Annotated in this window: 15 protein-coding genes; 7 read left to right on the forward strand and 8 right to left on the reverse strand. The window is 64.2% G+C overall.

Translation table 11 applies throughout. From position 1 onward, the window contains the following. Both ACRCSW_RS22870 and ACRCSW_RS22875 read right to left on the reverse strand, forming a co-directional pair. A partial coding sequence (locus tag ACRCSW_RS22870; protein ID WP_438707953.1) for an FHA domain-containing protein occupies window positions 1-820 on the reverse strand: 820 nt, incomplete at its 3' end. Between the two features lie 259 nt (window positions 821-1,079). After that, the gene (locus ACRCSW_RS22875) at window positions 1,080-2,096 is read right to left on the reverse strand and encodes a polyprenyl synthetase family protein (protein WP_438707966.1); all 1,017 of its coding nucleotides are present in this window, start codon (window positions 2,094-2,096) and stop codon (window positions 1,080-1,082) included. Window positions 2,097-2,148: 52 nt separating this feature from the next. Between ACRCSW_RS22875 and ACRCSW_RS22880 the strand changes: the two genes are divergently transcribed. The 3 genes from ACRCSW_RS22880 (at window position 2,149) to ACRCSW_RS22890 (ending at window position 3,384) form a co-directional block, all read left to right on the forward strand. Next, window positions 2,149-2,364, forward strand: coding sequence for a putative signal transducing protein (locus ACRCSW_RS22880; RefSeq protein ID WP_438707954.1), 216 nt, complete (start codon window positions 2,149-2,151; stop codon window positions 2,362-2,364). After that, window positions 2,364-3,122 carry a tRNA1(Val) (adenine(37)-N6)-methyltransferase gene (locus tag ACRCSW_RS22885; RefSeq protein WP_438707955.1) on the forward strand — a complete coding sequence of 253 codons (759 nt, stop codon included), beginning with the start codon at window positions 2,364-2,366 and terminating at the stop codon, window positions 3,120-3,122. The genes ACRCSW_RS22880 and ACRCSW_RS22885 overlap by 1 nt, the downstream gene beginning before the upstream one ends. A 100-nt stretch (window positions 3,123-3,222) precedes the next feature. Then, on the forward strand, window positions 3,223-3,384 hold the full coding sequence (locus ACRCSW_RS22890) for a YdcH family protein (RefSeq protein WP_438707956.1): 162 nt from the start codon (window positions 3,223-3,225) through the stop codon (window positions 3,382-3,384). Between the two features lie 2 nt (window positions 3,385-3,386). On the opposite strand, the gene yddG is transcribed toward ACRCSW_RS22890, so the two are convergent. From yddG to ACRCSW_RS22920, 6 genes are all read right to left on the reverse strand, one after another. After that, on the reverse strand, window positions 3,387-4,247 hold the full coding sequence (gene yddG / locus ACRCSW_RS22895) for an aromatic amino acid exporter YddG (protein WP_438707957.1): 861 nt from the start codon (window positions 4,245-4,247) through the stop codon (window positions 3,387-3,389). 119 nt (window positions 4,248-4,366) lie between these two features. Next, complete coding sequence (locus ACRCSW_RS22900) at window positions 4,367-5,521, reverse strand: sugar-transfer associated ATP-grasp domain-containing protein (protein WP_438707958.1); 1,155 nt, start codon at window positions 5,519-5,521, stop codon at window positions 4,367-4,369. Between the two features lie 123 nt (window positions 5,522-5,644). Beyond that, window positions 5,645-6,370 (reverse strand): acetoacetyl-CoA reductase, encoded by a 726-nt coding sequence (gene phbB, locus ACRCSW_RS22905; protein WP_438707959.1) that lies wholly within the window; start codon window positions 6,368-6,370, stop codon window positions 5,645-5,647. Between the two features lie 32 nt (window positions 6,371-6,402). Further along, window positions 6,403-6,612, reverse strand: a complete 210-nt coding sequence (locus tag ACRCSW_RS22910; protein WP_438707960.1) for a hypothetical protein — start codon at window positions 6,610-6,612, stop codon at window positions 6,403-6,405. A gap of 7 nt (window positions 6,613-6,619) precedes the next feature. Then, window positions 6,620-7,795, reverse strand: a complete 1,176-nt coding sequence (locus ACRCSW_RS22915; protein ID WP_438707961.1) for an acetyl-CoA C-acetyltransferase — start codon at window positions 7,793-7,795, stop codon at window positions 6,620-6,622. 190 nt (window positions 7,796-7,985) lie between these two features. Next, a complete protein-coding gene (locus tag ACRCSW_RS22920) occupies window positions 7,986-8,852 on the reverse strand; it encodes an EAL domain-containing protein (RefSeq protein WP_438707962.1) in 867 nt (288 codons plus the stop codon). Window positions 8,853-8,969: 117 nt separating this feature from the next. Between ACRCSW_RS22920 and ACRCSW_RS22925 the strand changes: the two genes are divergently transcribed. From ACRCSW_RS22925 to ACRCSW_RS22940, 4 genes are all read left to right on the forward strand, one after another. Then, complete coding sequence (locus ACRCSW_RS22925) at window positions 8,970-9,542, forward strand: DNA-3-methyladenine glycosylase I (RefSeq protein ID WP_438707963.1); 573 nt, start codon at window positions 8,970-8,972, stop codon at window positions 9,540-9,542. Window positions 9,543-9,605: 63 nt separating this feature from the next. Further along, complete coding sequence (trxA, locus tag ACRCSW_RS22930) at window positions 9,606-10,508, forward strand: thioredoxin (protein ID WP_438707964.1); 903 nt, start codon at window positions 9,606-9,608, stop codon at window positions 10,506-10,508. 27 nt (window positions 10,509-10,535) lie between these two features. Continuing rightward, window positions 10,536-11,192, forward strand: a complete 657-nt coding sequence (locus ACRCSW_RS22935; RefSeq protein WP_438707967.1) for an LON peptidase substrate-binding domain-containing protein — start codon at window positions 10,536-10,538, stop codon at window positions 11,190-11,192. Continuing rightward, complete coding sequence (locus ACRCSW_RS22940) at window positions 11,189-11,365, forward strand: Trm112 family protein (protein WP_438707965.1); 177 nt, start codon at window positions 11,189-11,191, stop codon at window positions 11,363-11,365. The genes ACRCSW_RS22935 and ACRCSW_RS22940 overlap by 4 nt, the downstream gene beginning before the upstream one ends. Window positions 11,366-11,437: the final 72 nt, after the last annotated feature.

Raw genomic sequence — 11,437 nt, forward strand, 5'->3', positions numbered from 1 at the left:
CGATCGCCATATCATGCCCGTCTCCCTCGGCCTCGACCGCAGACCAGTTGAAGGCAGGCGTGCAGAGCACTTTCAAGACCAGCGTCGTCTCGCCGATCTGGATTTCGTCTCCGTCCCCGGCAACTTCCGTCGACAGAAGCGGCTTGCCGTTCAGCCGCACAAGGTTCGATTTGCCGCCATGCCCGACATGGAACTGATGCGTCGAGGGGTCATACGCGATCGCCGCATGGTTCTGACGCGAAATCGCCATGTCGCCGAAATCGAGAGAAATCGTCTGGTCGGCACCCCGGCCGATCTGCGAAATACCACGCATCACCGGGAAGGCCGCACCGCGACCAGGCCCGGTTTTGATCACCAGCCAACCGGTAGGATACATAACCACGCCGGCCTTATCGCCGGGCTCGCTCGTATCTTCCATCCGACCTTCGTCGAAGAGCGGCACCACGGCTGCAGGCTGCGGCTCAAAGCCCAGAACCCGTGTCTTGTTGCGCGTCGGACGGCGGCGAGCGCCCGCCTCGGCCGAAATCTCGCGTGCCGGGGTCGGTGCAGGGGTAGGAGCGGCAGGTTCGTCTTCCATCTCCCAGATGTTCATGGCCGGTTTCGGCCCTTCTTTCGCCACAACTGCGCTGTTCGCAGTCTGGGTCAGGACCTCAGGCGCGCCACCGGCAAGCTTGGGGAATCGCCCGGCAGCCGGACCAGTGCCAGCAGCGACCGAATCGATCGCAGCCTTGGTCGCCCGGATCTGCTCTTCCTCGCTGCCGCGGAATTTTGCGCGGTTCGACTTCGGTTTGCGCCGAAAAAGCCAGTCGAAGAACTTCATTTTTTCCTTCACTCCCTCCCAGGCAGAGGCGCCTGGGGTTCATGTAATTTCACATTACTCAGGTTACCAGACCCTCAACGCCCCACCAAGGATCTGGGCCCTTCGCCGACTTCTTCTTCCGCGGGTCGGCACCGCTTGTCAGCCCGAACGGCCGATTTTTGCAGACGCTTTTACACTTTGCACCGTCAAAAGTACGTAAAGACTTTGGCCAAAACATGATCCCAATTCGGTCATTTCACGGTTCCGGAATGGAAACAGTTCACGAAATGCGGCGCACTACGTAATCCGCAAGCTCTGACAGAATCTCGCGAAGCGGATGCACGGGCAAGTTGTTCAGCGCTGCCTTTGCACGGTCGACCCAGGCCTCGGCGTCAGCCCGGCTACCAGATATTGCGCTATGCCTTTGCAAAATAACCATTGCTCGGGCCAGGTCGCCGTCGCGCTGGTCGCTCCGCTCGATCACGCGCTCCCAGAAGGCACGCTCTTCCGCACTGGCTTTCGCCACGGCCTTGATCAGGGGCAGAGTCAGCTTCCTTTCCCTGAAGTCATCCCCTGTATTCTTTCCGATTATTGCATCTGACCCACCGTAATCCAGAATGTCGTCAACAATCTGGAAGGCAATTCCCAACGCGTCCCCGTACTCGCGAAGCGCCGCCACTTCCGCCGCCGAGGCGCCCGCGATGACGCCACCAACCTCGGTCGCCGCTGCGAAAAGCGCAGCCGTCTTGCCACGGATCACCTGCAGGTAGACGCCCTCATCGGTCCGCAGATCCTGCGCCGCCGTCAGCTGCAGCACCTCGCCCTCGGCGATCGTGGCCGAGGCATCGGCAAGGATATCCAGAACCCGCAGGCTGCCCGTCTCGACCATCAGCTGGAAGCTGCGGGCAAAGAGATAGTCGCCGACAAGGACGCTCGACTTGTTGTCCCACAGAAGGTTCGCCGTAGGCCGCCCACGCCGCCGGTGGCTTTCGTCTACCACGTCGTCATGCAGCAGCGTCGCGGTGTGGATGAACTCGACCGTGGCCGCCAGCTTCACATGGTCCTCGCCCGCGTAGCCCATCATCCGAGCCGTCGCCAAGGTCAGCATCGGCCGCAGCCGCTTGCCCCCGGCTTCGATCAGATGTGCGGTCACCTCCGGGATGCGTGGAGCATGCTCGCTCGCCATCCGCTCCCGGATCAGCCGGTTCACGGCGGCCATGTCCTCGGCGAGCACGACGCTCAACCTGTCCTGCGGCGTGATCGCCTTGTTCAATGCGCTGTCGCCCACGCCGTCCATTCCGCCCGTCACCGCCCTTGCCCCACGCCATGGGCGGGGTTAACTCCATCACATGAAGGAGCTTCTGCGCACGACCGACCCCACTGTGATCGCCTTTGCCACGGTCCTTCTTGAAGGCGAGGGTATAGCGACGTTTCCGCTGGACGTCCACATGAGCATCCTGGACGGAAGCCTTGGCATCCTGCCGCAGCGGCTGATGGTCGCCAGCCAGGACCATTTCCGCGCCGCAGCCATCATGCGCGACAACGACATCCCAACGGGCCTCTGATGTTCGCCGAGGCCGAGCTTTCGGACGACAAGTTTCTCTGCGGCCGCCTGCGGTTGCTGCAGCCCCTGAAAGGCTACCGGGCCGCGACCGATCCCGTGCTTCTGGCCGCCGCCTGCCCGGCCGGGCCCGGCGAAAGCGTGCTTGACCTTGGCTGCGGCGCCGGGGCTGCGGCGCTTTGCCTCGGCTGGCGGGTGCCCGGCCTGCAGCTTGCGGGGCTGGAGCTTCAGCCCGCCTACGCCGACCTCGCCCGCCGCAACGCCGAACGGAACGGCATTCCCCTGGAGGTGCACGAAGGCGACCTTACCCGGATGCCAAAGCCGCTCCGCCGCGATTTTGACCATGTCATCGCCAATCCGCCCTACTATGCAACAGGCGGCAGCCCCTCGCCGGTCAAGGCCAGGGCCCAGGCGATGCAGATCGAGACGCCGCTGGCCGATTGGGTCCACGCCGCCACCCGTCGCCTGCGCCCTGGCGGCTGGCTTACCCTGATCTGCGGCGCCGATGGCCTGCCCGAAGTCCTTGGCGCCCTTGCCCCGAAGCTCGGCTCGGCCGCCGTTCTGCCGCTTGCCGCCCGCGAAGGCCGCCCCGCACTCCGCGTACTCCTCCAGGCGCGCAAGGGCGGCCGCGCGCCGTTCCGCCTGCTTGCCCCCTTCGTCATCCACCACGGCCCCGTCCATGACGGCGACCGCGAAAGCTATACACCCGCCGCAAATGCTGTCCTGCGAGAGGGGGCCGACCTCACGGCACAATTCCGCTAATTGCTCTGAACCACTTTGTCACAGCCGATGAACAATGCGTGACTCGACTCGGCTTTCGTGGTGCACTCAACTTGTGGGTAGCTTTTACAGGAGGATGACCATGACGATCGCATCGCATCTGGTGGAACTGCGCAGAAAGCACGAGGTCCTCTCCGAGATGGTCGAACAAGCCCAGCGCAGCCCCAGCACAGATGCCCTACAGATCGCCGAAATGAAGAAGCAGAAGCTGCGCATCAAAGAGGAAATCGCGCGGCTCAGCTAAGGCTAGGTCACTCGGGCGCTTGCCCGCGCGGCAAGCGCCGCACCGCCAGCAATCAACACCGCTGCAATGGCGATTGACCAGCTTGGGCTGGCAATTCCAGCGCCGATCAAGGCCAGTGTCGACAGAAGTGGCGCCGCATAGGATGCCACGCCCAGAAGCTGGATGTCCCCCCGCTTCATGCCGATATCCCAGGTGAAGAACGCGGCCCCGACCGGCCCGATCCCAAGCGCCAGAACGGCAGCCCATCCCGAAGCATCAGCGGGCCAGACCGTTTCTTCCAGCGACAGATGCGCTGCCGCCGACAATGCTGCCGTAGCAAGACAGAAGACCGTCACGCTTTCGGTCGGCACAGCCCCCAGCCGCCGCGACAGGACGGAATACCCGGCCCAGGTCAGCGCGCAAAGGAAGGCCAGCACCAGCCCCCGAACGGACCCCTCGGCCTCACCGCCCCGTGTCAGCACGATCACCGCTGCCCCCGCAAAGGCAATCAGCGCGCCGATCACATGCGGCGCCCGCAGCCGCTCGCCCGGCAGCAGGCCCGAGAAAAGCACGATGAACAGCGGCCAGAGATAGGCGATCAGTCCGGTCTCGGCTGTTGGCGACAGGCGGAAGGCCGTGAAGTACAGATAGTGATAGCCGAAAAGGCCCAGCGTCCCGAACGCATAGACCTTCCAGCTGACCTCCCGCAGCACCACGAAACCGCGCCGTGCCGTCCACATCAGCCCGAGCAAACCACCCACCGCAAAGCACAGCGCGTTTAGCTGAAATGGCGGCACCGGCGCACTGCCGATAGTGAACAGCGCCAGAAGCGACCACATCAGGACCGCGGTGAAGCCGATTAAGGTAGCCTTCGTTTTTGTCATCTCACCACATTCGCTTCGGCCAACGCTTGAAAACCCCTGCACCGAAGGCGTTCAGCGCATGGCCATGCGGATTGCCCTGTCGTTTGAATCGGCCACTGACCCCGACAAACACCCTCAAATCAAAGACGGATGCCCTTCAAAGGAAGCTTGACCCCCATGAGCTTCAAAGACTTGCGATATCTCTCAGCGAATTCGGGGTTAAGCAAGCCTCGGTTCGCCGCCGTCTGGTAAAGCGAAGCCAAGGGGTTGCTGTTCAGTTCGGTGACCACTGGCCCCCGGTCGGTCAGCACGATGTCCGCCCCCATGACGCCCGCCTTCGGGAAGAGCGCGTGGACGCTTAGCGCCAGGCTTGCGGCCTTCTCCCAGTCCGGAAGGACTACGCCAGCAAGACTTGCGCCGGTGACCGGATTTGTAGCCTCGTCCGTCCCGCCGAACTTGGTCGAAAGCTGCGCCCTGATCAGCGCGCCGGTGGCCGGGTCGACCACGGCCGCCCCGTTGCTTCCCGCCGCCGCACCGTCGACCATCGCGCCGATGCTCGGCATTTTGTGGACCGCATAAAGCAGCTCTGGTCCGTTGTCGCCGATCAGGGTCGCGATCCGCAATGTGCCGATGACCGGGCCAAGCAAACGCTCCAATTCCGGATGGGGCCGCAACAGCGGTTGGAACAGATAGCCGTTCGGATAGTCCCGGGCGATCTCTGCTGCCGTCGACCGAAGCGACACGACCGAGCCATCGCCAAGCGTCAAGTTATCGCCATCCAGGTGCAGAAAGCTCGCGGCACCGATGCTGCGCGACGCATCGATCGGCTTGCCGAAAAACGGATACCGGCTTTGATCGCGAAGAAAGGCCTCGATCGCTTCGACACCCCGCAAGACCGGATAGGGCAGGGGCGCATCCTTTGCGCGGGCTATCGCCAGCGTCTCGGCATTCGGGATTCCGGCGCTCCTCAGCACTAGATCGGTCAGGACCTTGTCCCGGAACAGCCCCGAAACCGAGCTCTCTGCCGGGCCCTGCAGGGCATTGTGCAAGGCGAGCCCCTGTTTGTCCGAGATGAACGCAGCCCGCTCCTCCGGTGTCAGCTCCGGACGGAAGAGGCCAAAACGGAAGTAGTCGTTATAGCCCATCCGCCGCCGACCGAATTGCAGGCGCACGATCTCGAAAGCAATTCGGACAACCGACACACCAGCGATCTGCGCCGCCTGCGATAGATCGCCTGCAACGTCCCGCTTGCCGCGCGAAAGCGTCTTGGTAAGAGCCGCACTACCGCCTGACATCTGCCGCCTGCCGAAAGTCCGCCAACTCACCAAACTGAAGTGTTTCGCGCCGCGCCGCAATCAGGGGCCGGGCAGCCCCTGCACAACGTTGTCTCCAGGCCGAAACAGCGGGTATTGCCTGGCTCAAACGACGAACTGCCCGCCGTTCGCGCTGATGGTAGACCCGGTGATGAACCCGGCCTCCTCGCTGGCCAGGAAAACGACGATCCGCGCAATCTCTTCCGGCTCGCCCAGACGGCCCACAGGGATCAGCGGAATGATCCGCTCGTTCAGCACTTTCTCGTCGATGGCCTTCACCATCTCGGTCGCGATGTACCCCGGGCAGATCGCGTTGACCGTGATCCCCGCCCGCGCCCCTTCCTGAGCCAGCGCCTTGGTGAACCCAAGATCGCCAGCCTTCGCCGCCGAATAGTTGGCCTGCCCCGCCTGGCCCTTCTGCCCGTTGATCGAGCTGATGTTGATCACCCGCCCGAACTTGCGATCGCGCATGCCGGACCACAGCGGATGGGTCATGTTGAAAAGGCCCGACAGGTTCGTGTCGATCACCTCTTTCCACTGCTGCGGGGTCATCTTGTGGAACATCGCATCGCGCGTGATCCCGGCGTTGTTCACCAGAACATCAACCGGGCCAACTTCGGCCTCAACCTTGGCAATCCCCGCAACACAGGCGTCATACTCCGCGACCGACCACTTGAACGTCGGGATGCCGGTCTCTTTGGTAAAGGCCGCTGCGGCCTCATCGTTCCCCGCGTAGTTGGCGGCCACCTTGTAGCCCGCAGCCTTCAGCGCGACGGATATTGCAGCGCCGATACCCCGGCTGCCGCCTGTAACCAGTGCAGTGCGTCCCATAGTCTCCTCCCGCGAGCATTGTTTTTGTGCCCTTAACGCTTCGTCATCAGAAGAAAAAGCGCAAGTCCCAAGATGACCACTCCAAGGCCGATGAACATCAGCACAATGTCCTGCGACGGAGCGACATCACCGTCGTACACACCGCTGGCCACGTCCTCCCGAAACGCTTCGAGCGCTGCCACCTGAAAAACGAGGATCGCCCCGATCAGGAACAGCGACAGAGCCCGCAGCAGGCCAACCATCTTTGCGTCAGCCGCGCTCCAGACACATGGCAACACCCATGCCGCCCCCGATGCACAGCGTCGCAAGGCCCTTCTTCGCCCCGCTCCGGCCCATCTCGAACAACAGCGTGTTCAGGATCCGCGCGCCCGAGGCCCCAATCGGATGCCCAATGGCAATCGCCCCGCCGTTCACGTTCACGATCGCCGGGTCCCAGCCCATGTCCTTGTTCACAGCACAAGCCTGGGCCGCAAAGGCCTCGTTCGCCTCGACCAGCTCCAGATCGCCGACCTTCCACCCCGCCTTCTGCAGCGCCTTCCGACTTGCGTGGATCGGCCCCACGCCCATGATCGACGGGTCAAGCCCCGCGGTCGCATAGGACGCAATCCGCGCTAGCACCGTCAGCCCGCGCTTGGCCGCTTCATCCGCGTCCATCAGGACCACCGCCGCCGCGCCATCGTTCAGGCCCGAGGCATTCGCTGCCGTGACCGAGCCATCCTTCACAAACGCAGGCTTCAGCTTCTGCATCGCCTCCATCGTCGCGCCATGGCGGATGTATTCGTCGGCATCCACCACGATGTCACCCTTCCGGGTCTTCACCGTGAATGCCACGATCTCGTCCTTGAACTTCCCGGCTTTCTGCGCGGCCTCGGCCTTGTTCTGCGACCCAAGCGCAAACTCATCCTGCATGTCGCGGGAAATCTGCCACTGGTTGGCAACATTCTCGGCCGTCTGGCCCATGTGGTAGCCGTTGAAGGCGTCCCAGAGACCGTCCTTGATCATCGAATCGATGAAGTTCAGATCGCCCATCTTCTGCCCGCTACGCAGATGCGCGACGTGGGGTGCAAGCGACATGCTCTCCTGCCCGCCCGCGACCACGATCTTCGCGTCGCCCAAAGCCACATGCTGCGCCCCCAGCGCCACGGCCCGCAGGCCCGAACCGCAGACCTGGTTCAGCGACCAGGCCGAGCTTTCCTTCGGCAGACCCGCCTTGATATGCGCCTGCCGCGCCGGGTTCTGGCCCTGGCCGGCGGTCAGCACCTGGCCCAGGATCGTCTCTTCGACCTCGGCCTTGTCGATCCCCGCCCGTGCCACTACGGCCTCGATCACGCTCGCCCCAAGGTCATGCGCCGGAGTATTGGCGAACGCGCCGTTGAAGCTGCCCACGGCGGTGCGACCCGCCGACACGATTACGACATTGGTCATCTCGATCCTCTCCCGCTGCGCCAGTCGGCACGAGGGGCTCGCGCCGGGTTCCCTTTGGCGTAAGGGCATCCTGTGGCAAGTGCAAGACAGTTGGCGAGGTCGAGATTGCCGATGCGCTCAAACTGGTCCTGCGCCAATAGAAACGCCTGCCGGAACTCGGGTGATCCAACCGCAAAACGCGCCCTTGAACTCAGCGGGTGATTTCGCCCTTCAGGCCCGGCCTCCCATGCCGAAAGGCGCGAAAGTCCGGCGTCACTGTCGGCGCGCCGAAGAGATAGCCCTGCAGGCACCCAACCCCCGCCGCGCGCAGCCAGTTGGCCTCGCCCTCGGTCTCTACGGCTTCGGCAACGATGTACATCTCCAGCGCATGGGCCATCGCGATAGCGGCCCCGGCCGCCATCTGCCCGTCCGGCAGCTTGTCGACATCCTTCACCAGCACGCCGTCAAGCTTCGCAATCTCGAACCGCAGCTCCTGCAACAGGCGCGGCGACGTCATCTCGGCGCCGAAATCATCCAGCGCGAAGACGACGCCATGCTCGCGCATCTCGGCCATGAACGGCTTCAGCACGTCGGGCACCTGCAGGGCCGATGCCTCGTTGATTTCCAGGATCAGGTTCTTGCCCAGCCGCGGTGTCTCGGCCATTGCCTTGCGCAGGATGTCGACCCAGGGCCGGTAGCCGACCGACCGGGCCGACATGTTCACCGAAACCCGAATCTGCGGGTTCCGCTCCATCGCCATCAGCCCCATCTGCAGCGCCGCGCAGTCGATCTGGCGGCCAAGCTCACGCTCTTCGACCGCAGCCATGAAATCTCGCGCGGGGATCACCTGGTCACGCAGGTTCAAAAGCCGGATGAACCCCTCGAAGAAGCCGATCACTTGCGGGTCCCCGGCATAGACCACCGGCTGGAACGCCAGCCGCATCCGGCGCGCCTGCAGGGCCGAGGCGACCATGGCCATCGTCTCTCTGTCCTGCACCGAGATCGCCGCGTCCAACGGGCTGGCCGACCCTGGATCGCGGTCATACTTCGATACCTTCGGTCCCTTCATAAAGCTCATCGACATCCCCCAACCGGCACACATCTCTGTCGACAACCTAAAGCGGCAACGGTAAACGAAACGTCAAAATTCGCATTTTGTTCTAATCTTCCCGACCTCAAAACCAAGGGTGCCGCCATGGAAAGTACCGACAATTCTCATCGATGCCCCTGGTGCGGGACCGATCCCTTGTATGTCGACTACCACGACGACGAATGGGGCCGCCCCGAGCGTGACCCGAAGCGGCTCTTCGAGCTTCTGATCCTCGAATCCTTCCAGGCCGGGCTTTCGTGGATCACGATCCTGCGCAAGCGGGAAGGCTTCCGCTCGGCCTTCCAGGGCTTCGACCCCGCCACCATTGCGATCTGGGGCGAACCCGAGGTGACCCGCCTCCTCGCCGACCCCGGCATCGTCCGGCACCGCGGGAAGATCGAAGGCACGATCCGGGGCGCGCAGGCCTATCTCCGGATCGAGGCCGCGCAAGGGTTCTCGCCGTTCCTCTGGTCCTTTGTCGGCGGTCAGCCGATCCTGAACCACCCGGCAAAGCTCACGGATGTCCCCGCGCAAACCCCGCAATCCCAGGCATTGTCCAAAGCGCTCAAGACCGAAGGCTTCAACTTCGTCGGCCCCACGATCACCTACGCCTTCATGCAGGCCGCAGGTCTGGTGAACGACCACCTCGTCACCTGTCCCTACCGCGAAGCCGCCTGATCTCCCCTTGGCCTTTCGGCCCTCAGCCGCCATATAAGGACAAACATCTGAAGGGGGTCCGCTATGCTGGGTCTGGGCGAAAAACCGCAAGTGCAGGGTGATCTGATCAAGGACGTGACCGAAGCCACGTTCATGGCCGACGTGATCGAGGCGAGCCGCGAGATTCCGGTCATCGTCGACTTCTGGGCCACCTGGTGCGGCCCCTGCAAGACCCTCGGCCCGATGCTTGAGGCTACCGTCAAGGCGGCAAACGGCAAGGTCAGGATGGTGAAGGTCGACGTCGACCAGAACCAGCGCATCGCGGCCCAGCTTCGCATCCAGTCGATCCCCACCGTCTACGCCTTCTGGCAGGGTCAGCCGGTTGACGCCTTCCAGGGCGCCGTTCCCGCGTCGGAGCTGAAAGCCTTCGTCGACCGCGTCTCGGCCCTTGCCGGAGACGGCGGCCTGGCCGAAGCGCTGCAGGCCGCCGAAGACATGCTGACCGAAGGCGCTGCCGTTGATGCCGCCGAAACCTTCGCCGCGATCCTTGGCGAAGACGCCGACAACGCCGCCGCCTACGGGGGCCTCATCCGCTCCCACCTCGCGCTCGGCAACCTCGACCAGGCCGAGGGCCTGATCGCCGCGGCCCCCGCTGCCGTCGCCAAGTCCAAGGAACTCGACGCCGCCCGCGCGCAACTGGAACTCGCGCGGCAAGCCGCCAATGCCGGTCCCGAGGCCGAACTTCGCGCCCTCGTCACCGCGGACCCCACCAACCACCAGGCCCGCTTCGACCTCGCCGCCGCCCTTCTCGCCGCAGGCAACCCGCAGGAAGCCGTCGACGAACTCCTCGAGCTTTTCCGCCGCGACCGCGAGTGGAACGATGGCGCCGCCAAGACCCAGCTCTTCACCATCTTCGACGCGCTGAAGCCGCAGGACCCCATCGTCCTCGCCGGCCGCCGCCGCCTCTCGTCGATGATATTTGCCTGACCCCGATCACGGGCTACCTCCATGCCCATGATGCATGCCGCCGACCTGCCGGACACCATTCCGGTCTTCCCCCTGCCCGGAGCACTCATGCTGCCCCGAGCCCGTCTTCCCCTGCACATCTTCGAACCCCGCTACCTCGCGATGATCGAAGACTGCCTCAAGACCAAGCACCGCCTGATCGGCATGATCCAGCCCCGCGACACCCCCGCCAGCGAGAAACGCGAGGGCGAAAAGCGCCTGCAAGCCATCGGCTGCGCCGGCCGCCTCACCGGCTTTTCCGAAACCGAGGACGGCCGCTACATGGTCACCCTCTCCGGCATCTCGCGCTTCCGCATCAAGGAAGAGGTCCAGGGCTTCACCCCCTACCGCCGCTGCCTCGTCGACTGGGCCCCCTTCGCCCGCGACCTCGGCCCCACCGAAAACGACCCCGGCTTCAAGCGCGAGGCCTTCATGGCCCTCCTCGGCCGCTACTTCGCCAAGCTCAACCTCTCCACCGACTGGGACAACCTCAAAGGCGCCGAGATCGAGCTCCTGATCAACTCGCTCTCCATGCTCTGCCCCTTCAGCCATGAGGACAGACAGGCCCTCCTCGAAGCCCCCACGCTTGACACCCGCCGCGAAACCCTCGTCACCCTGATCGAATTCGCCCTCCGCGGCGGCGCCGATGAGGAGATCATGCAATGAGCGAACCCGCCGACCGCCGCATGCTCGAGGCCCTGGTCTGCCCCGTCACCCACGCCGTCCTGACCTACGACGCCGAGAAGCAGGAGCTGGTCTCCAAAGCCGCCCACCTCGCCTTCCCGATCCGCGACGGCATCCCCGTCATGCTCGTCAGCGAAGCCCGCGAACTCGAATGACCGCGGCCCAAAGCGCGCGCCCGTAGGTCGGGCTTCAGCCCGACTCCCTCACAACACCCCCAGCCCACACCA

The organism is Tabrizicola sp. (assembly GCF_051645465.1).
In the GTDB taxonomy this organism is placed as follows: domain Bacteria; phylum Pseudomonadota; class Alphaproteobacteria; order Rhodobacterales; family Rhodobacteraceae; genus Tabrizicola.